Annotated in this window: 23 protein-coding genes; 16 read left to right on the top strand and 7 right to left on the bottom strand. The window is 73.3% G+C overall.

Annotation, left to right across the window (positions count from 1 at the left end; all coding sequences use genetic code 11):
- The first annotated feature begins 108 nt into the window (after nucleotides 1-108).
- Both ACFTXQ_RS02315 and ACFTXQ_RS02310 read left to right on the top strand, forming a co-directional pair.
- A complete protein-coding gene (locus ACFTXQ_RS02315) occupies nucleotides 109-615 on the top strand; it encodes a hypothetical protein (RefSeq protein ID WP_382635013.1) in 507 nt (168 codons plus the stop codon).
- 85 nt (nucleotides 616-700) lie between these two features.
- A complete protein-coding gene (locus ACFTXQ_RS02310) occupies nucleotides 701-1,105 on the top strand; it encodes a hypothetical protein (protein WP_382635011.1) in 405 nt (134 codons plus the stop codon).
- 9 nt (nucleotides 1,106-1,114) lie between these two features.
- Here the strand turns inward: ACFTXQ_RS02310 and ACFTXQ_RS02305 are convergent, their stop codons facing one another.
- From ACFTXQ_RS02305 to ACFTXQ_RS02295, 3 genes are read right to left on the bottom strand one after another with little or no spacing between them, the layout of a single operon-like run.
- A complete protein-coding gene (locus ACFTXQ_RS02305) occupies nucleotides 1,115-1,474 on the bottom strand; it encodes a zinc ribbon domain-containing protein YjdM (protein ID WP_382635009.1) in 360 nt (119 codons plus the stop codon).
- Nucleotides 1,475-1,507: 33 nt separating this feature from the next.
- A complete protein-coding gene (locus tag ACFTXQ_RS02300) occupies nucleotides 1,508-1,924 on the bottom strand; it encodes a hypothetical protein (RefSeq protein WP_382635007.1) in 417 nt (138 codons plus the stop codon).
- A complete protein-coding gene (locus ACFTXQ_RS02295; RefSeq protein ID WP_382635006.1) occupies nucleotides 1,921-2,355 on the bottom strand; it encodes a MarR family winged helix-turn-helix transcriptional regulator in 435 nt (144 codons plus the stop codon). Before ACFTXQ_RS02295 ends, ACFTXQ_RS02300 begins: the two co-directional genes overlap by 4 nt.
- Before the next feature lie 139 nt (nucleotides 2,356-2,494).
- Here ACFTXQ_RS02295 and ACFTXQ_RS02290 point away from each other — a divergent pair, with 139 nt between their 5' ends.
- The 6 genes from ACFTXQ_RS02290 (at nucleotide 2,495) to ACFTXQ_RS02265 (ending at nucleotide 10,558) form a co-directional block, all read left to right on the top strand.
- Nucleotides 2,495-2,905, top strand: coding sequence for a YciI family protein (locus ACFTXQ_RS02290; RefSeq protein ID WP_382635005.1), 411 nt, complete (start codon nucleotides 2,495-2,497; stop codon nucleotides 2,903-2,905).
- Nucleotides 2,906-2,939: 34 nt separating this feature from the next.
- Entirely contained in the window at nucleotides 2,940-3,902 is a 963-nt protein-coding gene (locus ACFTXQ_RS02285; RefSeq protein WP_382635003.1) for a cyclase family protein, read from the top strand.
- 102 nt (nucleotides 3,903-4,004) lie between these two features.
- Nucleotides 4,005-6,695 carry a SpoIIE family protein phosphatase gene (locus ACFTXQ_RS02280; RefSeq protein ID WP_382635115.1) on the top strand — a complete coding sequence of 897 codons (2,691 nt, stop codon included), beginning with the start codon at nucleotides 4,005-4,007 and terminating at the stop codon, nucleotides 6,693-6,695.
- Between the two features lie 117 nt (nucleotides 6,696-6,812).
- Nucleotides 6,813-8,375 (top strand): sugar ABC transporter ATP-binding protein, encoded by a 1,563-nt coding sequence (locus tag ACFTXQ_RS02275; RefSeq protein ID WP_382635002.1) that lies wholly within the window; start codon nucleotides 6,813-6,815, stop codon nucleotides 8,373-8,375.
- On the top strand, nucleotides 8,372-9,376 hold the full coding sequence (locus ACFTXQ_RS02270; protein WP_382635000.1) for an ABC transporter permease: 1,005 nt from the start codon (nucleotides 8,372-8,374) through the stop codon (nucleotides 9,374-9,376). Before ACFTXQ_RS02275 ends, ACFTXQ_RS02270 begins: the two co-directional genes overlap by 4 nt.
- Nucleotides 9,377-9,421: 45 nt before the next feature.
- Complete coding sequence (locus ACFTXQ_RS02265) at nucleotides 9,422-10,558, top strand: substrate-binding domain-containing protein (protein ID WP_382634998.1); 1,137 nt, start codon at nucleotides 9,422-9,424, stop codon at nucleotides 10,556-10,558.
- Here ACFTXQ_RS02265 and ACFTXQ_RS02260 read toward each other — a convergent pair.
- Nucleotides 10,505-11,572, bottom strand: coding sequence for an alpha/beta hydrolase (locus ACFTXQ_RS02260; RefSeq protein ID WP_382634996.1), 1,068 nt, complete (start codon nucleotides 11,570-11,572; stop codon nucleotides 10,505-10,507). The genes ACFTXQ_RS02265 and ACFTXQ_RS02260 overlap by 54 nt on opposite strands.
- A 245-nt stretch (nucleotides 11,573-11,817) precedes the next feature.
- On the opposite strand from ACFTXQ_RS02260, the gene cseB reads away from it, so the two are divergent.
- The 4 genes from cseB to ACFTXQ_RS02240 all read left to right on the top strand — a co-directional run bounded on the left by cseB (nucleotide 11,818) and on the right by ACFTXQ_RS02240 (nucleotide 17,281).
- Nucleotides 11,818-12,492 carry a two-component system response regulator CseB gene (gene cseB, locus ACFTXQ_RS02255; protein WP_382635113.1) on the top strand — a complete coding sequence of 225 codons (675 nt, stop codon included), beginning with the start codon at nucleotides 11,818-11,820 and terminating at the stop codon, nucleotides 12,490-12,492.
- A 5-nt stretch (nucleotides 12,493-12,497) separates the two neighbouring features.
- Nucleotides 12,498-13,766 (top strand): sensor histidine kinase, encoded by a 1,269-nt coding sequence (locus ACFTXQ_RS02250; protein WP_382634994.1) that lies wholly within the window; start codon nucleotides 12,498-12,500, stop codon nucleotides 13,764-13,766.
- A 156-nt stretch (nucleotides 13,767-13,922) separates the two neighbouring features.
- Nucleotides 13,923-14,681, top strand: a complete 759-nt coding sequence (locus tag ACFTXQ_RS02245; protein ID WP_382635112.1) for an ABC transporter ATP-binding protein — start codon at nucleotides 13,923-13,925, stop codon at nucleotides 14,679-14,681.
- Between the two features lie 62 nt (nucleotides 14,682-14,743).
- Nucleotides 14,744-17,281, top strand: a complete 2,538-nt coding sequence (locus ACFTXQ_RS02240) for an FtsX-like permease family protein (RefSeq protein ID WP_382634993.1) — start codon at nucleotides 14,744-14,746, stop codon at nucleotides 17,279-17,281.
- Nucleotides 17,282-17,306: 25 nt separating this feature from the next.
- Here the strand turns inward: ACFTXQ_RS02240 and ACFTXQ_RS02235 are convergent, their stop codons facing one another.
- Nucleotides 17,307-18,380 carry an alkene reductase gene (locus ACFTXQ_RS02235; protein WP_382634992.1) on the bottom strand — a complete coding sequence of 358 codons (1,074 nt, stop codon included), beginning with the start codon at nucleotides 18,378-18,380 and terminating at the stop codon, nucleotides 17,307-17,309.
- A 281-nt stretch (nucleotides 18,381-18,661) separates the two neighbouring features.
- On the opposite strand from ACFTXQ_RS02235, the gene ACFTXQ_RS02230 reads away from it, so the two are divergent.
- The gene (locus ACFTXQ_RS02230; RefSeq protein ID WP_382634990.1) at nucleotides 18,662-19,093 is read left to right on the top strand and encodes a MarR family winged helix-turn-helix transcriptional regulator; all 432 of its coding nucleotides are present in this window, start codon (nucleotides 18,662-18,664) and stop codon (nucleotides 19,091-19,093) included.
- Between the two features lie 18 nt (nucleotides 19,094-19,111).
- Here ACFTXQ_RS02230 and ACFTXQ_RS02225 read toward each other — a convergent pair whose 3' ends face one another.
- The gene (locus ACFTXQ_RS02225; RefSeq protein WP_382634988.1) at nucleotides 19,112-19,564 is read right to left on the bottom strand and encodes a VOC family protein; all 453 of its coding nucleotides are present in this window, start codon (nucleotides 19,562-19,564) and stop codon (nucleotides 19,112-19,114) included.
- A 46-nt stretch (nucleotides 19,565-19,610) separates the two neighbouring features.
- Here ACFTXQ_RS02225 and ACFTXQ_RS02220 point away from each other — a divergent pair, with 46 nt between their 5' ends.
- Nucleotides 19,611-20,060 carry a GNAT family N-acetyltransferase gene (locus ACFTXQ_RS02220; protein WP_382634987.1) on the top strand — a complete coding sequence of 150 codons (450 nt, stop codon included), beginning with the start codon at nucleotides 19,611-19,613 and terminating at the stop codon, nucleotides 20,058-20,060.
- A gap of 12 nt (nucleotides 20,061-20,072) precedes the next feature.
- Here the strand turns inward: ACFTXQ_RS02220 and ACFTXQ_RS02215 are convergent, their stop codons facing one another.
- The gene (locus ACFTXQ_RS02215) at nucleotides 20,073-20,210 is read right to left on the bottom strand and encodes a hypothetical protein (protein ID WP_382634986.1); all 138 of its coding nucleotides are present in this window, start codon (nucleotides 20,208-20,210) and stop codon (nucleotides 20,073-20,075) included.
- A 158-nt stretch (nucleotides 20,211-20,368) separates the two neighbouring features.
- Between ACFTXQ_RS02215 and ACFTXQ_RS02210 the strand changes: the two genes are divergently transcribed.
- Both ACFTXQ_RS02210 and ACFTXQ_RS02205 read left to right on the top strand, forming a co-directional pair.
- Nucleotides 20,369-20,569 (top strand): hypothetical protein, encoded by a 201-nt coding sequence (locus tag ACFTXQ_RS02210; RefSeq protein WP_382634984.1) that lies wholly within the window; start codon nucleotides 20,369-20,371, stop codon nucleotides 20,567-20,569.
- A gap of 18 nt (nucleotides 20,570-20,587) precedes the next feature.
- Nucleotides 20,588-20,722, top strand: a complete 135-nt coding sequence (locus ACFTXQ_RS02205; protein WP_382634982.1) for a hypothetical protein — start codon at nucleotides 20,588-20,590, stop codon at nucleotides 20,720-20,722.
- The last annotated feature ends 52 nt before the right edge of the window (nucleotides 20,723-20,774 follow it).

The raw sequence follows: 20,774 nt of genomic DNA, 5'->3' as shown, positions 1-20,774 counted from the left end.
GGCGGCCGTACGCCGCCGGTTCCGCGGAACCGGCACCGTGAGAGCAGGGGCCGCACCCACCATGGGTGCGGCCCCGTTTCCGATCCGAGACCGAGGGGAAGACCCCGCATGCCCGCCCCACAGCACACCGCCGCCGGCACCGTCCGCATCGACGCCGGTACGATCGACCTCACCGGGGAGGATCTCGTAGCCGAGTTCGAACCCGAGTGGACGCTGAACGGCCTGGTCGAGGCCGACCCGGACGACGGCAGCGCCCGCATCCTGTGCGGGCAGGAGATCGGCCGCGTCGCCGTGACCGCCGAGCTCTGGGAAGCAGCCCCGCCGCTGGAGGCGGACGGCTGGCAGGACGTCGCCGAGGTCTCCGTGTCGTGGGATTCCCCGTTCATCGACTTCGCCACGACCGGCACCGAAGTGGACCCGGCCGCCCGGCTCGCCCTCCCCGGCCCCGGCGCGTACCGGATCCGCGTCCACGGCAGGAACCGCGACGACGGCGACCCCCGCGTCCCGGGCGACCCCGTCGAGGAGTACCTGATCCAGGTCTGGCCCGCCCCCACGGAAGCCCCCGGGCTACGGAAGTCGACCAGCCGCACCGCGGCACTGTGGCGTACCCCCTGACCGGTGCGCCGCGCCTCCCGGACGCCACGGACAATGGCAGCACCGCGGGCCGCCCCCGCGCGTGGGACCAGGGAGAAGAAGAAGCATGGCGCTGAAGGAAGGCCAGCGGGTGAAGCTGGCGGCGGACATCAGGCTCACCGACACGGTCGCGATGGAGGAGGGCTCCTCGGCGGGGGCGAGCCCCGCCGCCGGGTACCCGTCCCTGTCCCTGGCCCTGGCGGCGGGCACGGAGGGCATCGTCGAGGGGGTGGTCGAGTACCGGCAGCCGAGCCACGAGGTCCGCGAGTACGAGCGGCTCACGTCGCTGCGCGACTCCTTCGGCCATGAGATGCCGCCGGAGAGCAGGCGGCGGCTGGAGGAGGAGATCGGCTCCCTGGAGCCCGACTGGGTCGCCTACCAGGAGCACGGGCTCCGCGCGACGGTGCGCGTGCGCCTCGACAACGGGTTCATCCTCGACGGGGCGCCCGAAGACGCCTTCACCCCCGCCTGAGCAGGCCGGTCAGGCCTTCTTGACCACGCTCGACTTGAGCTGCATGGCGCCGAACCCGTCGATCCTGCAGTCGATGTCGTGTCCGTCGACGCCGTCGACCAGGCGGATGTTGCGGACCTTGGTGCCCGCCTTGATCCCCGAGGGGCTGCCCTTCACCTTCAGGGCCTTGACGACGGTCACGGTGTCGCCGTCGTTCAGCACGTTCCCGACGGCGTCCTTGACCACGCGCTCTCCTGGGGCGCTCGCGTCACCCGCCCCGGCCGCGGCGGGAACCCACTCGTGGGCGCACTCGGGGCACACCATCAGAGCGTTCATCTCGTAGGTGTACTCGCTGGAGCACTTCGGGCACGGGGGCAGGTTCGCCGTCATCTGTTCTTCTGTCCTGGTTCGGTCGTGGGCCGTTCAGGATATCGGGCCGGACCACGGGAACGGGGCGAGGTCGGGCTCCACCCAGCCGGTCCTCGCCCGCGCGCCGGCCAGGGTCGACGGACGGTAGAAGCGGGTCAGGAGGCGCTTGTCGAACAGGGCGGGGTGGTGGCCGGCGAACGAGGCGAAGTCGTCCTCGTCCCGCTCGCCGGCGTGGTGGCCGACCAGTTCCACCCAGGCCCGGCTCACGGTCGCGTGGTACTTCTGGGGCGCGCCGGCGTAGCGGGCGGTGCGCTGGATCCCGTCGCTGACGAGGCCGATCGCCGCCGGCACGCCGAACCGGCGCACGGCCAGCCATGTCAGGTGGACGTGCTCCCGGTGGCCGAACCGGTCGGCGGCCGCCGTCACCTCGGCCATCAGCGCTTCGAAGTCGGCGGCGCCCTGCGGAGTCATGCCGATACCTCCGTCAGGGCTTGCAGGGCGGTGCGCAGGCTGTCGATGGCCTCGGCCGGGAGGCCGTCGAGCGCACGGCGCTCCAGGCCGGCGATGGCCTGCCGGATCGTGGTGGCGGTCAGCTGCCCGGAGGCGGTGAGTTCGATGAGCACCGCCCGGCGGTCTCCCGGGCGAGCGCCGCGGGTGATGTGGCCGCGCCGCTCCAGCCTGTCGAGGACGCTGGTCAGCGTGGTGGGGCGGGTGCCGACGGCCGCGCCCAGTTCGGACACGGTCCGGCCGCGGCCGTCGGCCAGGTTGGCCAGGGCGTTGATCTCGGAGGCGGTCAAGTCGAGGTCGACGAGCTCTGCCGCGAGAACCTGCAGGGTAGCGTGGGTGGCCCGCTGGAGCGCGAGCAGGGCCGACCACTCGGATGACACGGATTCGGACTTCACGATTCCGGACTATACGATTTCGTATTACCTGCTGCAAGCGCGAGGGCCCGGCCGGGTGCCCCCGCCGCCCGGGGGAAAACGCCGGCCCGGTCCGGTTCGAGACCGGCGGCGCCGGGCTCCGAGGTGGTTGGCTGTGCCGATGAAGTACTTCGTGACGGTCCAGGCGAGCCAGGCGGACTACGACGCGATGGAGGGGAAGGACGCGCCCCCCTCCCCCCGGTGGAGCCCTGACGAGATCACGGCCATGGTCGCCTTCATGAGCGGACTCAACGCGGAACTCGCCGCCTCCGGGGAACTGCTGGACGCACAGGGGTTCACCGCACCGGCCGAGGCCCGCTTCGTCACCGGCTCTCCCGGCCGCGAACCGGTGGTCACCGACCGCCCGTACGCCGGGACCGAGGTGGTCACCGCCGGCTACTGGCTGCTGGAGTGCTCCGGCCCCGACCGCGTCACCGAGATCGCGGCCCGCATCACCCAGTGCCCGGTGCCGGACGGATCCCCCGCCTACCCGGTGGTCATCCGGCCGGTCGGCGAGGCCCCGCCGGCCTGAGCGGCGGCAACGAGCCCCGGAGCGCCGAGCACACATGAGCAGCGAACCCGCCGAGGGCGAGACCCCCGCCCCGCCACCGGAGGAGCCCGTCGTCTCCCGCGCCGAGTTCGACGCGCTCTTCGAGTCGGTCCGCACGTGGGGCCGGTGGGCGAACGCCGAGCGCGGCGCCTGGAACCGGGTGACGGCGGGCCACGTACAGCGGGCGGCCGCCCTGATCCGGTCGGGCACGGTCGTCCCGCTGGGGCTGCCCTGGGACACCCGGCCCGGCCCGGACAACGCGAAGCCCGCGCTGCACTACATGTCCGACCTCGGTGACGTGGAGGCCCCGGAACCGGCCGTCTACAAGGACTTCCTCGCCGCGGACTACCACGGCAAGGGCGTGAGCCACCTCGACGCACTGTCGCACGTCGCCTACCGGGGGCGACTCTACGACGGCCGCTCGGCGCGCGCGGTGATCGATGCCGGGGGTGCCCGCTTCGGCGCCGTGTCGGAGCTCGGCCCCCTGGTCACCAGAGGCGTGCTCCTGGACCTGCCCGCCGCCCTCGGGGTCGCCTGGCTGGAGCCGGGGCGCGCGGTGCACGCGCGGGACCTCCTCGCCGCGGAGGCGGCCCTCGACGTGAGGGTCGGGGACGGGGACGCGGTGCTGCTGCGCTCGGGCCGCTTCCGCCGCCGCCGGGAAACCGGCCCCTGGAACCCCGACGAGGCCAGCGCGGGCTGGCACGTGGACGCCGTGCCGCTGCTGGCCGAGCGGGCCGTCGCCCTGCTCGGCGGGGACGGGGACAGCGACCTTCGGCCGTCGCCCGTCGAGGGCCTGCACTCCCCCGTGCACGTGCTCGCCGTCGCCGCGATGGGGGTACCGCTGCTGGACAACCTCGACCTGGAGGCGCTGTCCGCGGCGTGCGCCGAGGCTGGTCGGTACGAGTTCATGCTCGTCGTGGCGCCGCTGAACGTCCCCGGCGGGACGGGCTCGCCCGTCAACCCGGTCGCGATCCTGTGATCACCGGCCTGCCGATCACCCGCTCCAATGTCCACCGCAAAACCTGAGGAATATACTCAAATCGGCTTATCGGGGCGGTTCCGGTGAGGGGAAGTGGTGCAGATGGGGGTGGTGGCGGAGCGCATCGGCCCCGTACGTTCCCGTGACCGGTTCCTGCACGGCGAGTCGGCCGAATCGGTCGAGGGGAGCGTGAGAAGTCCGATCCTGAGCTCGTGGCAGCGCAGCCGGCTGCTGGGGCTCTCGCCCGACCAGTCCGAGCTCCCCTTCAACCAGGACTTCGACCCCGACGGCCGGATCGTCCGCGCCGCCGAGCCCGTACTCGACCGGCTGGAGGCCATCTTCGCGGGCAGCCAGATGAACATCTGCCTCGCCGACGGACAGGGCACGGTGCTGGAACGCCGGTTCGGCGAGAAGGCCATGGCCAGGCAGCTCGCCCCGATCCAGAGCGTTCCGGGTTTCGTGTTCGCCGAGCAGTTCGCGGGGACCAACGGCATCGGTCTCACGCTCGCCGAGCGGCGGCTCTGCCAGGTGTACGGCGCCGAGCACTTCGCCGAGCGCTCCCAGTCAAGCGCCTGTACCGCCATCCCCGTTCGCGACCAGCTCAGCGGGCACATCGAGGGCGTCCTGTGCCTCGGCTACCCCTACACGGACGCGGATCCGGCGCTGGTCCCCCTCGTACGCAGGGCGGCCGAAGCCATCGAACGGCGGCTGATGGAGCAGAGTTCGGCGCGCGAGCGCGGCCTGCTGCAGGCGTACCTCGACGCCGGGAACCACGTCCACACCAGCGGCGGCGCGCGCAACGGCTACACCCTCGACATGGACGATCTGCTCCAGAGCGACCTGGACCAGAACGATCAGATGCTCCTCAAGCAGAAGGCCACGGAGCTGATGACCGCCGCCCAGCGGGCCGCCACCGAAGTCCCCCTGTCCCACGACCGGCGGGTCACCCTGGTGAGCCGTCCGGTGACGAGCCCCTCCGGAGTGGAGGGCGTCGTCGTCGAGGCGCTCCTGCCCGACGACTCGGAACGCCACGCCCCGGCCCCCTCCCACGCCTCGGCACCCCCCGCCCCGGCCCGGGGGCTGGTGCTGGTCGGCGAGCCGGAAGTGGGCAGGTACGCCGTCGCCGCACGGCGGCGCCTGGAGCTGCTCGCCGAGGCCAGCAGCCGCATCGGAACCACCCTGGACGTGAGCCGCACCGCCTGGGAACTCGCCGAGACGGCGGTGCCACACCTGGCCGACTTCGTCACCATCGACCTGCCCGAGGCCGTGCTGCGCGGCGAGGAGTCCGCCCATCCCACCACCGAAATGCACCGTACGGTCGTCCACGGCATCCGCGAGGACCACCCCTTCCACCCGGTCGGCGAGCAGGTCCCCCTGCGCCCGGGCACACCCCACGCGCGCTGCCTGGCCACCGGGCAGCCCGTGCTGGAACCCGACCTGAAGGCCGCCGTGGGCTGGATCGCCCAGGAACCCGAACACGCCGAACGGCTCTTCGCCCACGACATCCACTCCCTGATCGCCGTCCCCCTGCTCGCCCGCGGCGTCCTCCTCGGCATCGCCGCCTTCTACCGCGCGCAGGACCCCGCCCCCTACGGCGACGACGACACCGCGCTGGCCCAGGAACTGGCCACCCGCGCCGCCCTCTGCATCGACAACGCCCGCTGCTACACCCGCGAACACACCCTCGCCCTGGCCCTGCAGCGCAGCCTTCTGCCGCGCGGGCTTCCCGAACAGGGCGCCGTCGAAGTCGCCCACCGCTACCTGCCCGCCGAGTGCGGGGTGGGCGGGGACTGGTTCGACGTCATCCCCCTCTCCGGCACCCGCGTCGCCCTCCTCGTCGGCGACGTCGTCGGCCACGGACTGCACGCCGCCGCCACCATGGGCCGGCTGCGCACCGCCGCCCGCACCTTCGCCGAACTCGAACTCGCCCCCGACGAGGTCCTCACCCACCTGGACAACCTCCTGGTGCGCCTCGACCGCGAGGAGGACGGGGACAACCCCGCCTTCGGCAGCACCGGCATCGTCGGCGCCACCTGCCTGTACGCCATCTACGACCCCACCACGCAGCGGTGCACCATTGCCCGGGCCGGCCACCCGCCGCCCGCGCTGGTCCGGGCCGACGGCACCGTCACCTTCCCCGACCTGCCCATCGGCCCCCCGCTCGGCCTGGGCGGGCTGCCGTTCGAGGCGGCCGAGGTCCGCATCCCCGAGCACAGCCAGCTCGTCCTGTACACCGACGGACTCATCGAAGACCGCCACGGCGACATCGACGTGGCCCTCGCCGACCTGCGCCGCGCGCTGGCCCACCCGGACCGCACCCCCGAGGACACCTGCCGGGCGGTCCTCGACGCCATGGCACCCGAGCACCCCGGCGACGACATCGCGCTCCTGGTCGCCCGCACCAACGCCCTGGCCCCCGACCGGATCGCCACCTGGGACGTGCCCGCCGACCCGGCCCTCGTCTCCGAGGTCCGCGCCGCCGCGGTGGGCCGGCTGGGCCGGTGGGGGCTGGAGGAGTCCGCCTTCGCCGTGGAACTGCTGCTCAGCGAGCTGGTCACGAACGCCGTGCGCTACGGCACCGGGCCCCTGCGGGTACGTCTCATCCGCGACCGCTCCCTGATCTGCGAGGTGTACGACGGCAGCAGCACCGCCCCGCGCATGCGCCACGCGGCCACCACCGACGAGGGCGGCCGCGGCCTGTTCCTCGTCGCTCAGCTCGCCGAGGCCTGGGGCACCCGCTACACCGCCGACGGCAAGGTCATCTGGGCCGAGTGCGCGCTGCAAGCGGCGTGACCCGGACCTGATCACCGGCGCGTACGGGCGGGGTAATGCCGGATGAATGCGGGCAGATCGGCATAGAATTCCCCATGCAGTCGGGCAGAACTCGGAGGCCGACCCCCGGAGAAGTCTGTGCATGACGCTCCCGACACCCGCACGGGCCCGCCCCCGCGCTCCGGTGGGGACCCCCTCGTCCGCGTGCGCGGCCTCGGCAAGCGGTTCGGCGGCACCCTCGCGCTGTCCGCGGTCGACCTCGACATCCACCGGGGCAGCGTCCTCGCCCTGCTCGGTCCCAACGGTGCGGGGAAGTCCACCCTCATCAAGGTGCTGGCCGGCGTGCACCACGCCGACGAGGGCGAGGTGACGGTCGCCGGGCAGCCGCTCGGCTCCCACGCCGCCACGCGGATCATGTCCTTCATCCACCAGGACCTCGGTCTCGTCGAGTGGATGACGGTGGCCGAGAACATCGCCCTGGGCACCGGCTACCCGCGCCGGTACGGACTGGTCTCCTGGCGGCGGACGCGGGAGCGCTGCGCGGACGCCCTGCGGATCGTCGCCGGGCACCTGGACGCCGACGCCCGCATCGCCGACCTCGCCCCGGCCGAGCGCTCGCTGGTCGCCATCGCCCGCGCCCTGGCCACACGGGCCGAGCTCATCGTCCTCGACGAACCGACCGCCACCCTGCCCGCCGCCGACTGCGCCCGGCTGTTCGACGTCCTGCACACCCTGCGGGACCGCGGGCACGGCATCCTCTACGTCAGCCACCGGCTCGACGAGGTGTACGAGGTCGCCGACCGGTTCGCCGTCCTGCGCGACGGGCGCGTGGTCGACCGGGGGGTGCTCGCCGGCCACAGCCCCGCCCGCCTGGTGCGCGCCATCGTGGGCCGCGAACCGGCCGGCCACGCGTCCGCCGGCCGCCCCGCCGGCCGCCCCTCCGGCGGCCCGGTCGTCCTGAGCCTCGACGCCGTGCGGACCTCCTCCACCGCAGGGGTCAGCCTGGATCTGCGGGCCGGCGAAATCCTCGGCATGGTGGGCCTGACGGGCGCCGGCCACATGGAGCTGGGCCGCGCGCTCGCCGGCGCCCGGCCGATCCACGGCGGGCGGGCGCTGCTCGCCGGCCGCCCGTACCGCCCGCGTACGGTCGCCGACGCGCTCGACGCGGGCGTCGGCTTCGTGGCGGGGAACCGTCAGGAGGAGGGCTGCGCGGCCGAACTGACCGTACGGGAGAACTTCCTGGCGAACCCGCGGGCCGCCGGCGTGCCGGCGCTGCACTGGATCAGCCCACGGCGCGAGCGCGCCGAGGCCACCGCCCTGATCGACAGGTTCTCGGTGCGCCCCCGCGACAGCGAGGTGCCCATCGCCACCCTGTCCGGCGGCAACCAGCAGAAGGTCATGGTCGGCCGGTGGCTCCGCGGGAACCTGCGTCTGCTCGTCCTCGAAGAGCCGACCGCAGGCGTCGACGTCGGTGCCAAGACGGCCATCCACCGGCTGCTCGACGAGGCGCTGGCCTCCGGGCTGGCCGCCCTGCTCGTCTCCACCGATTTCGAAGAGGTCGCCGCGGTGTGCCACCGCGCCCTGGTGTTCGTCCGCGGGGCGGTGGGCGCCGAGCTGACCGGCGAAGCCCTGACGGTCACCGAACTCACGCGCACCGCCTCGGCCATGCCCCCCATCACCGGACCCGCGACGAGCCCATGACCACTCCTCCCCCGCGACGCACCCCGCCGGGCCGCCTCCAGGGGCACCACCTCATCGGCACCTACGGGCTCCTGGTGCTGGCCGCCCTGCTCTTCCTGGTCTTCTCCCTCACCCTGCCCGGCACCTTCCCCACCCGGGACAACGTCTCCTCGATCCTCTCCAACCAGGCGATCCCCGCCATGCTGGCGCTGGGCGCGACGATCCCCATCGCCACCGGCAAGTTCGACCTGTCCATCGGCTACGGGCTGGGCCTGGCCCACGTCATGGTCATGCAGCTCATCGTCGTCGAGGGCTGGCCCTGGCCCCTCGCCTGCCTCGCGGTGGTCTGCGGTGGGACGCTGGTCGGCGTACTCAACGGCGTCATCGTCGAGTTCGGGCAGATCGACTCCTTCATCGCGACGCTCGGCACCGGCAGCATGATGTACGCCTGCACCGGCTGGATCACCGAGGGCACCCGGATCGTCCCGGGACCGCACGGCCTGCCGGCCTCCTTCACCGGCCTCTACGACTCCCGGTTCCTCGGCCTGCCGGTCCCCGCCTTCTACGTCCTCGCCGTCGCGGCCGTCCTGTGGGTGGTGCTGGAGCGGCTGCCGATCGGCCGGTACCTGTACGTCATCGGCTCCAACCCGCGCGCCGCCGGCATCATCGGCATCCCCACCCGCACCTACTGCGTCTACGCCTTCGCCGGATCGGGCCTGGTCGTCGGCTTCGCCGGTGTCCTGCTCGCCGCCCAGCAGCAGGTCGGCAACCCCAGCGTCGGGCTGGACTACCTGCTGCCCGCGTTCGTCGGCGCCCTGCTCGGCTCGACCACGATCAGGCCCGGCCGTGCCAACGCGCTCGGCACCCTCGTCGCCGTCGCCGTCCTCGCCGTCGGGCTCGCCGGCATCGGGCAGCTCGGCGCCCAGTTCTGGGCCACGCCGCTGTTCAACGGCGGCACCCTGCTCATCGCCGTCGGCCTGGCCGGCTACTCGGCCCGCCGCCGACTGCGCGGCCCCCGCTAGGACACCTCCGGAACACCTCGTACGCGCACCCGCGCCAGGAGCACCGTGTACTCGAACCGCAAGAGCACCCTCACCGCCGCAGCCCTGCTCACGGCGGCCGCCGCCCTGGCCACCGGCTGCGGGAGCGGCCCGTCGACCGGCACCGGCCCGTCGAGCGCCGGCTGCCCCGCCGCCCTCGCCGGGGCCGAGACGGCCGTCCGGCAGGCCGAGAACACCGCCGCGTCGTGGACCGGCCCCACCAGCGGCCCCGCGGCGGTCCCCGGCAAGACCGTCGTCTACGTCGCGCAGACCATGACCAACCCCGGGGTCGCGGGCGTGGCCCAGAGCGTCGAGGAAGCCGCCGAGGCCATCGGCTGGGACGTCCGGGTGATCGACGGGGAGGGCACCCCCGCCGGCATCCAGGCCGCGTTCAGCCAGGCGGTCACCCTCAAGCCCGCGGGCATCGTCATCGGCGGCTTCGACCCGCGTCTGACCTCGCAGCAGGTGGCGCGGGCCCGGGAGGCGCGGATCCCGCTCATCGGGTGGCACGCGGTGGACTCCCCCGGCCCGAGCGAGGACCCGGAGCTGTTCACCAACGTCACCACGAGGGTGGAGGACGTGGCGAGGATCAGCGCGGACTGGATCATCGCCCGGTCCCACGGCGACGCCGGGGTCGTCCTGTTCACCGACGATTCGATCCCCTTCGCCAGGAACAAGGCCGACCTGATCAAGAAGGAGCTCGCCACGTGTTCCGGCGTGCGGCTCCTGACCTACGAGAACATCCCCATCCCGGACGCGAGCAGCCGCACCCCCCAGGCGGTCTCCTCCCTCCTGTCGCGCTTCCGGAACGAGTGGACGTACTCCGTCGCCATCAACGACCTCTACTTCGCCGACGCCGCCCCGGCCCTGCGCGCGGCGGGCAAGCCGGGCTCCGGGCCGCCCTTCAACATCGGCGCGGGCGACGGCGACCCCTCCGCCTTCCAGCGCATCGACAGCGGGCAGTTCCAGGCCGCCACCGTCCCCGAGCCGCTGTCGGAGCAGGGCTGGCAGGTCATCGACGAGTTCAACCGCGCGTTCGCCGGCCGGCCGGCCAGCGGCTACGTCGCCCCGGTCCACATCGCCACGGCGGAGAACAGCCGCGGCGCCGCGTCATGGGATCCGTCGGGTTACCGGGAGGCGTACCGGAGGATCTGGGGCAGGTGACGGCCCGGTGCCGGACTGGGCCAGGAGGCGCCGGAGCCAGCGGGTGCGGGTGTCGCGGGCGTCCCGGGTGAGCGCCGCCTCCGGGGCGATGCCGTCGAAGCCGTGGCAGGCGCCGGGCCACACGTGCAGTTCGGCCTGGCCCCCGGCCTGCCAGACGGCGTTGGCGTACGCCACTCCCTCGTCCCGGAACATCTCGGCCGACCCGACCTCGATGTAGGCCGGGGGGAGTCCGGAGAGGTCCGTGGCGCGGGAGGGGGCCGCGTAGGGGGGCAGGTCCGCGGCGCCGTGGCGGTCGCCCAGCAGTGCCTGCCACGCGGTCGCGTGGGAGGTGAGGTCCCCCGTGCCGAGGCCCGTCATCTGCCGGCTGGAGAAGGTGCTGCCGCGGTCGTCGAGCATCGGGGACAGCAGCAGCTGGCCCAGCGCCGCGGGACCGCCGCGGTCACGGGCCAGCAGGGCGAGCGCCGCGGCGAGCCCGCCTCCGGCGCTCTTCCCGCCGATGACGATGCGGTCGGCGTCGAGGCCGAGTCCGGCCGCGTGCCCGGCCGCCCAGACGAGTCCCGCGTAGCAGTCCTCCAGCGGCCCGGGGTACCGCGTGCGCGGCGCGAGGCGGTACTCGACCGAGATGACGGCCAGTTCCAGCGGGAGGACCCACTCGCGCAGGATCCGCGGGAGCACGGACCACGCATTGCCCATGATCATGGCGCCGCCGTGCATGTAGTACAGCAGGGGCAGCGGGCCGGCGAGCCCCGCCGGCCGCGCGCTCACGAGCGTGACCTCCGGGCCGTCCGGCGGTCCCGGCACACGGAACTCCTCCACCTCGAAACGGCCGTCGGCACGCAGGTCCTCGGCGGTCGGCCTGGGCCGGGCCGTGGCGTCGCGCTCCTGCCGGGCCTCGAGATTGTCCGGAGTGATCGGTTCCGTCGCCTCCGCGCCCAAGGCCGACAGCGCGGCGCCCACTTCGGGATCGAAGGGGGGCGCGGCCGCGCGCCCGGGGAACTCACGCCGAAAGCCCATACGGCGTAGCCAATCACACCGGCGGGCTCCTTCGCCCGGTGTGTATCAGTCGCGTATCGGGCAGCGCTTGGTTGGCCATCGGCTCGCCCCGCCGGGCCACGGCGCGCAGGCAACGCCCGACCTCTGCCATAGGGTGGCGATGCCTCGAGCCCCCGAACAGGAGTCGTCCGCCCGTGTCCCCGTCCGCCCCGGCCCCGGCCTCTTCGCATCCCGTGCGCGTGCTGCTGGTGGAGGACGACGAGCTGATGCGCCGGTCGTTCACCGTCGCCCTGGAGCGCTACGGCTACCGGATGCGGGCCGCGGCCGACGGACTGACGGGGCTGGAGCTCTTCCGCGAGGAGAGCTTCGACCTGCTGATCCTGGACGTGATGCTGCCCGGTCTGGACGGGATCGGCCTGTGCCGCAGGGTCCGGGAGAGCAGCCTGGTGCCGATCCTGATGATGTCCGCGCGCGGCGACGGACTCGACGTCGTCGCCGGTCTGGAGGCCGGGGCCGACGACTACGTCGTCAAACCCGTCGACACGTACGTGCTCGTGGCGCGCATCCGTTCCCTGCTGCGGCGCGCCACCTACGCGCCCGCGCCGGAGCCCGGGCAGGTGCCGGGCGATACGCCGCCACCGTCGCCGTCCTCGGGTGAGCTGCTGGTCTTCGGTGACCTGACCATCGACACCGGCGGGCTGGAGGTGTCCGTCTCCGGCCGCCCGGTGGCGCTGACCCCGACCGAGCTGAAGCTGCTGCTGGAGTTCGCCGCCCACCCGGGCATCGTCCTGGAGCGGCACACCCTGCTGCGGGAGGTGTGGGACTACGGCTGGGACGGCGACAGCCGGGTCGTGGACCTGTGCGTGCAGCGGCTGCGCGGCAAGCTGGGCCGCGACCGGATCGAGACGGTCCGCGGCTTCGGCTACAAGCTCAGGCGCTGAGGGCGGTGCGCCCGTTCCGCCGGCCGCCACCGGCCCGCGTACCCCTGCGCTGGAAGATCGCCGCGCTGGCCGCCTCCACGGCGTGCCTGGTCGCGGCGGCGGTGGGCGTGCTGGTGCACGTGTGGACCGCCGACGACATCCGCAGCCGGGCCGAAGCGCGGGCCTTCAACGATCTGTACTCGGCCATGGACGTCTACCGGCGCACCGGAACCCTCGCCGACGGCGCCGAACTCGATCCGGCCGAGCTGCCCGCCGCACTGCGCCGCCCGGCCGACGGCGTCCGGCACACGGCCTACGACGAGCGCGTCGAGGGGAACGAGGGCCCGAGCGTGTGGGCCGCCCAGCGGGTCGACGGCCCGGGCAGCGCGGTGCTGGCCTTCCGGGTCAACATGAGCTCCGAGCTGTACGGACTGCACCGGCTCGACGTGGTCATGGCGGTGGCCTCGCTGATCGCACTCGCGGCGGCCACTCCCCTGGCGGTCTACGGAGCCGGGCTGCTCGGCCGCCGGCTGCGGCGGGTCTCCGAGACCGCGGGGCGGATCTGCGCCGGGGACCTGGACGCCCGGACCGGGCCGACCAAGGGCCGCGACGAGGTGGCCGACATCGCCGCCACCGTCGACCTCATGGCGGACAGCCTGAGCCGACGGCTGCGCACCGAGCGACAGTTCACCGCGGACGTGGCCCACGAGCTGCGCACCCCCGTCGGCGGGCTGCTGGCCGCCGTTGACCTGCTGCCGGCCGGTGAGACGGAGGACCTGCTCCGCGGCCGGGTGCGTGATCTGCGCGGGCTGGTCGAGGACCTGCTGGAGATCTCCCGGCTGGACGCCGGCGCCGAACAGCCTGTCCGCGCCAGGGTTCCGCTCGCCGCGGTCGTCGCCGAGGCGGTGGCGCGCACCGGCCTCGACACCGAGGTCACCGACGCCGGCACCGGTACCCCACCCGAAGGGGCCACCGGGACCGTGGAGACCGATCCGCGCCGCCTCGAACGGATCGTCGGCAACCTCGTCGTCAACGCCCACCGGCACGGATCCGGCCCCGTACGGGTCACCGTCGAGGGGCGTACGGTCCGCGTGCGCGACCACGGCCCCGGCTTCCCCCCGGACCTGCTGCGCGAGGGCCCGCGCCGCTTCCACACGGGCGCCTCGGAGCGCGGCTCGGGCCACGGGCTGGGGCTGACCATCGCCCTGGGCCAGGCCCGGGTCCTCGGTGCCGAACTGCGGCTGGACAACGCCCCGGACGGCGGGGCCGTCGCCACGCTGCACCTCCCGGCCTGACCGGCCCCTACGGAACCGATACACAGCGGAGCGGACGCCGATACACGGTGGCCCGGGCTCCGATACGTGCCCCCGGCATTCTTCGACGTGCCCCCCGGCACACGAAGAGGAGTCCCCGTGACCGCCGCCCCCCGTCACCAGCCCCCCGGCCCGCTCATGCCGTACCCGGCCACCGGGACCGCGGCCGCCGCCGTCACCGACCTGTCGAAGGTCTACGGCAGCGGCGACACCCGCGTCGTCGCCCTGGACCGTGTCAGCATCTCCTTCCGCGAGGGCGAGTTCACCGCGATCATGGGCCCGTCCGGCTGCGGAAAGTCCACGCTGATGCACTGCGCCGCCGGGCTGGACTCGTTCAGCTCCGGCTCCGCGCGCATCGGCACCACCGAACTGGGCGCGCTCGACGACCGGCAGCTCACCCGGTTGCGCCGCGACAGGATCGGCTTCGTCTTCCAGGCTTTCAACCTGCTGCCGACGCTGACGGCGCTGGAGAACATCACGCTGCCGCTGACCATCGCGGGCCGCCGGCCCGACCGGGCATGGCTGGACCGCGTGGTCTCCATGGTCGGCCTCTCCCAGCGGCTCGGCCACCGGCCCGGACAGCTGTCCGGCGGGCAGCAGCAGCGCGTCGCGGTGGCCCGCGCCCTGGTCTCCCGTCCCGCGATCGTCTTCGGCGACGAACCGACCGGCAACCTCGACTCCCGGGCGGGCGCCGAAGTCCTCGGCTTCCTGCGCGACTCGGTGCGCGAGCTGGGCCAGACCGTGGTCATGGTCACCCATGACCCGGTGGCCGCCGGCTACGCCGACCGCGTGGTCTTCCTCGCCGACGGGCGCCTCGTCGACGAGATGACGCACCCCACCCCGGACCGGGTCCTGGACCGGATGAAGGACTTCGACGCCCGCGCTCGCACCAGCTGACCCGCCACCGAACCGGCCACCCGCTCGCAGCCGCCGAGCCCTCCTCCCAGGATCCGCACCCCATGTTCCGTACCGCCCTGCGCAACGTGTTCGCGCACAAGGCCCGCCTGCTGATGACCGCCTTCGCGGTCATGCTCGGCGTCACCTTCATCACCGGCAGCCTCGTCTTCGGCGACAGTCTGAACCGTGCCGCCACCGACCGGGCGACCGACGGCTACGAGCGCATAGCCGTCAACGTCGCGCCCGACGGCCCTCCCGGCGGCGCCGGCGGGCCGGCCGGCATCGACGCCGGCACCGTCGCAACCCTGGCCAAGCTCCCCGGTGTCGCCGTGGCCGCGGGCCGGGTCGACGGTTTCGCCGCCGTCGCCGACCGCGACGGCCGGCCGATCGGCAACGGCTCGTCCCACCAGGGCGGCAACTTCGCCCCGGGTGCGGACGGCACGGACCCCGCCTACCGCTTCACCCACGGCTCCGGCCCGACCGGCGACGACACGATCGCCCTCGACGAGAGCACCGCCGCGCAGGGCGGCCACCGGGTCGGTGACACCGTGCGCGTCGGCACGAACCAGGGCGCGGCCGCCTACACCCTCAGCGGCGTCTTCCGCACCGACGGGATGCGGATCCCCTCCGGGGGCAGCCTGGTGCTGTTCGCCAACGCCACCGCCCAGCGGCTCTTCCTCCAGCCCGGCCACTACCGGCACGTCGAGCTCACGGCCGCCCCCGGAACCGCCCCGCAGGAGCTCCTCGCCCGCGTCGAAGCGGTGCTGCCCGAGGGCGCGGGCGCGGTCACCGGCGCCCGCCTCGCCCAGATCAAGACGAACCTCGCCACCAGCGACGGCGACACCATGAGCCAGATCCTGCTGGGTTTCGCCGCGGTCGCCGTGTTCGTCGCCACCTTCCTCATCTCCAACACCTTCACCATGCTGGTCGCCCGACGCACCCGGGAACTGGCCCTGATGCGGGCCGTCGGCGCCTCGCGCCGGCAGGTGCGCCGCATCCTGCTGACGGAGTCCCTCCTCGTCGGCGCGATCGCCTCCGCGGCCGGCCTGGCCGCCGGCGTCGGGGCCGCCGCCCTGCTCCGGACGCTCTTCGCCCCCGACGACGCCACGGCCGCCCCGCTGGTCCTCACCCCGGGCACCGTGATCACGTCCATGCTGGTCGGCACCGCCCTGCCCATGGTCGCCGCATGGCTTCCGATCCGCCGGGCCATGGCCATCCCGCCCGTCGCCGCACTGGGCGCGGCCGAGCCCGCGGCGCCGGCGCGCACCGGCTCCCTGCGCACCGGCGTCAGCGCCGCACTGCTGCTCACCGGCACCGTCGCCGTCGTGTACGGGGCCCTCACGACGGGGAAGGACGCCCGGACGGTCATCGGCCTCGGAGCGGCCCTCGCCCTGACCGGGACCATCGGCTTCATCCCGCTGCTGTCCCGGCCGTTCGTCGCGCTGCTCCGGCCGCTGCTGACCCGCCTCCACCCGGTGCACGGCGACCTCGCCGCCCGCAACACCGTGCGCGACCCGCGCCGGACGGGCGCCACCGCCGCCGCCCTCGCCATCGCGCTCACCCTGGCCTCGGGGCTGTCCGTTCTCGGGGCCTCCGCCGCCCGGTACCTCGACCGGGCGACCACCCACGACTTCACCGCCGACTACCTGGTGAAGCCCGCCGGGGGCGGCACGGGCATGACCCCCGCCACCGCGGAGCCCCTCCGCAGGCTGCCCGGCGCCTCGTTCAGCCCGCTCAACCAGTCGACCGAGTACCGCCTGGGCGGCTCCCCTTCCGTGCTGACCGGAGTCGACCCCGCCACGATCGGCCGACTCCTGCGCTACGACGTGATCGAGGGCTCCCTCGACTGCCTCGCCAAGGGCCAGATCGCCGTGGCCGACTTCAAGGCCGCGCAGGCCGGCTGGCACGTCGGTCAGACCCTGCCCCTGCAACGCCAGGACGGCCGGCCCGGCACGGTCACCATCGGAGCCGTCTACGAGGCGGACGAGCAGAGCAACCTGCTGCCCAGCATCACCGCCCCCGACTCCCTCGTCGCCCGCTACGACTCCGCCCCGCACACCGACGCGATCCTCGTCGCCACGGACGGCGGCCCCGGCCCGGCCGCGCTCGCCGACGTCACGCGTGCCCTCGGCGACAACCCCGCTCTGGCCGTCCTCGATCAGGAGGGCATCCGGGCCCGGGACAGCGGAGACATCGGCGACCAGCTCAACGTCTTCTACGCGCTGCTCGGCATGGCGCTGGCCATCGCCGCACTGGGCATCGCCAACACCCTCGCCATGTCCGTACTGGAACGCCGCAAGGAGATCGGCACGCTGCGCGCCCTCGGCCTGGACCGCCCCGGCGTGGCCCGGATGATCCGCCTGGAGGCCCTGCTCCTCGGCGGTCTCGGCGCGACCCTCGGCACGGTCATGGGGGTCTTCCTGGGCTGGGCACTCGGGCGCACCCTCCAGGAGCGCGTCGTGGGCTACACGTTGGTGCTGCCCTGGGAACGCCTCGCCCTCGGGGTGCTCATCGCCCTGGCGGGCGCGCTGCTCGCCTCCCTCTGGCCGGCCCGCAGGGCCGCCCGCGTCGACATCCCCGCCGCGACGGCGGGACCGTAGCCGGGGCGGGCGGCGCGCCGAGGGGTCAGGCCAGGGTCGGGTAGTCGGTGTAGCCGCGGTGGTCGCCGCCGAAGGCGCCGGCGTGGTCGGGCGTGTTGAAGTCGCCGCCGGCGGCGAGGCGGGCCGGCAGGTCGGGGTTGGCCATGAAGAGCGCCCCGTAGGCGATCAGGTCGGCGGTGCCGTCCTCGATGAGGGCCAGGGCTTCGGGGCCGGTGGGGTCCGTGCCGGTGAACGGGTTGAGGATGAACGTGCCCGGCCACGCCTTGCGCAGCCGCAGGAGCAGGTCGTGGACGTCGGGGACCTCCAGCTGGTGCAGGTAGGCCAGGCCGAGCGGGGCGAGCGCGTCCACGAGGGCGGTGTAGGTGGCCTCCAGATCCGGCCGGTCACTCTCGTCGATGTCGTTGTAGGGGTTTCCGGGCGAGATGCGGAAGCCGAGCCTGTCCGCGCCGATGGCCTCGGCCACGGCCTTCGCCGTCTCGACGGCGAAGCGGATCCGCCGCTCGGGGCTGCCGCCCCACGCGTCGGTGCGCCGGTTGGAGTTCGGGGCGAGGAACTGGTGGATGAGGTAGCCGTTCGCGCCGTGCAGCTCCACACCGTCGAAGCCGGCGTCGATGGCGTTGCGTGCGGCCGTGGCGAAGTCGGCGATCGTCTCCGTGACCTCCGCGTCGGTCAGCTCGTGGGGCGTGACGAAGTCCTGCGGTCCTTCGTGGGTGTACACCTGCCCCTTGGCCGTGACCGCGGAGGGGCCGACCGGCGTGAGGCCCATGAGGCTCGGGTGACCGACCCGGCCGGTGTGCATCAGCTGCATGAAGATCCTGCCGCCCTCGGCGTGCACGGCATCGGTCACCTTGCGCCAGGCCGCGACCTGCTCGCCGGAGTGGATGCCGGGGGTGTCCGGGTACCCCTGGCCGACGACGGACGGCTGCGTGCCCTCGGTGACGATGAGGCCGGCACTCGCGCGCTGTGCGTAGTACGTCGCCATCAGGTCGGTCGGGGTCTGTCCGGGTCCGTAGGCACGGCTGCGGGTCATGGGGGCCATCACGATGCGGTTGGAGATGCGGATGCCGCCGAGGTCGTAAGGGGCGAAGGCTGTGGTCATGATCGGTTCCTGTTCAGGATCGGGATGCCGTTACCTGTCCGAACAAGTAAATCCGCCGAGCGATTCCCGCTTCGATGTGACCCGCATCACATTAATGGGATTTGTGGCTGGTGCTACCGCTCGCCCGGCCACGGAGAGGAGTCGGTAGAATCTCCCTGGCCGGGCAGGAATCAGCGAAGGGCTGGACACACATGTCGAAGGATCCGGACGCCGCATTGCCTGCGGGCACCCCCGCGGACATGGTCCGCCCTCCCATGCCGCCTTCGATCCGGGCAGGGGCGATGACCCACGCGATCTTCCGCGTGGCCCGGCTCCACCGCATGCTGGCCGGACAGCTCCTGCGCCGCGTGGGGCTGCACACCGGGCAGGAGCTCGTCATGATGCAGCTGTGGGACCTCGGCCCGCAGCGTCAGACGGACCTCGTACGCCTGCTCGGCTCGGACGCCGCCACCATGACCCGTACGGTCAAGCGGCTCGAGAACGCGGGCTTCGTCCGTCGGCGGCCCAGCGAGAGCGACAAGCGCGCCACCATCATCGAGCCCACCGCGGCCAGCCTGGCGCTGCGCAAGGACGTCGAACAGGTCTGGGCAGAGCTGGAGGACAGTGTCGTCGCCGGCTTGGGCGAGGACGAACAGGGCGCCATGCTCCGCGCCTTGGCCCGTATCGAGGACAGGCTCGTCCTCGCGGTCGAGCGCCAGGCGCCCCCCGCCTGAGGGTGCGGGCGGGCCGGCCTACGCCGCGCAGAATTCGTTGCCCTCGGGGTCCTGCATGATCCACCAGTGCCCGGCAGGTCCCTTGTCGAACTCGCGGACGCGGGTCGCGCCGAGGCCCTCCAGGCGGGCCACCAGCTCGTCGAGGCCGCCGGGCTCGCCGTGGACGTCGATGTGCAGCCGGTTCTTGGCCGCCTTGGGCTCGGGTACGTCCTGGAAGAGAAGCCGTCGGCCGCGGCCGACGCCGCTGGTCGGGTCGTACGGGTCCTCGGGGTGGCGGATCGCGGCGTAGCCGCGGAAGGTCTTGCGGCCGCGGTGCTCGACCACCGCTTCCTCGCCGATGTGACCGGCGGCCAGCAGCTGCTCGATGAGCGCGCCGGGATCCTCCACCTCGTACTCCAGGGCCGCGGCCCAGAAGTCCGCGAGGGCGGGTGCGTTCGTGCTGTCGATGACCAACTTCCAGTTCAGTGCCATACGGCCAGTTATACGGCGCCGCCCGCCGCGTTGAGATACTCCGGCCATGGATACGAAGTGGGCGCTGCGTTCCGCGGGGCCGGATGACATCGAGGCGATAGCGGAGCTGCGGGCGGCGGTGATGCGTCCGGACCTGGAGCGGTTGGGCCGGTTCGACGAGCATCGGGTCCGGCAGCGGCTGCGGGATTCCTTCTCCCCGCACCACACGTCGGTCATCGAGGCCGACGGCGCCTTCGCGGGCTGCGTCACGGTGCGCCCGGCCGAGGAGGGGTTGTGGCTGGAGCACTTCTACCTCGCTCCGGAGGTCCAGGGCCGGGGGCTCGGATCGGCCGTGCTGCGTGCGCTGTTGACGCGGATCGATGCCGACGGCGTGGCCGTCCGCCTGAACGTCCTGCAGGGCAGCGCGGCGCGGCGGTTGTACGAGCGGCACGGCTTCGCCCTGGAGGCGCAGGACCCGATCGACGTCCACATGGTGCGCCGGCCGGCCGCGGGCTGATGCCCACGGTCGTCAGGGGCAGGTGTGGAAGGTGCAGAAGCGGACGTCGACGACTCCCGGCAGTCCCGCGATCTGCGCCCTGAGTGCCTCCCTCTGCCCGGCCGGGAAGGCCTTGGGCATCCCCACGTCGAGTTTTCCCTGCCCGGCCATCTCGAACACCTCGGTGCCAGTGGCGCCGAACTCGCGCAGCTGTTCCCTGCGCTTTCTGAATTCCGGGTCGCGGTAACGGTTCTCGGAGTCCAGCGTCGCGTTGAAATGGGGGGGCTGGTTCGTTGTTCTCGTCGTGTTCGTTCGGCAGGTGGGCGAGCGTGACGAGCGCCGCGGCCGCGATGGGTGCGGCCAGCGAGCACCTGACGCCGGGGCGGTCGCCGGGGCCCACGAAGGCCGCGACGATCAGCAGCACGGCCGTCGGCAGGAACATGAACATGCCGATGACGGCACCGATCTGGCCCCAGGCCAGCAGGCCCGTGCCCACGGCGAGGCACATGCGGGCGAACGCCCGGGCATGACCCCGCAGGAGGAGCGGCGTGGCGGCCGCGGCCCCGGTGACCACGAAGAACCCCGCCAGGTACGTGGACATCATCACTCCCAGGACCGTCACACATCCTGCGAGCACCACCCCCGTCACGGCGCACGCCCACTGCCGGGACGGCACCCTCTGACTTTCCGCCACCACGGTCCCCCATCCTTGAACGTGTTCAGTTGAACGCGTTC

This window comes from Streptomyces sp. NPDC057010, from assembly GCF_042673805.1.
GTDB lineage: Bacteria > Actinomycetota > Actinomycetes > Streptomycetales > Streptomycetaceae > Streptomyces.
This window is presented reverse-complemented; position numbering and strand designations above follow the sequence as displayed.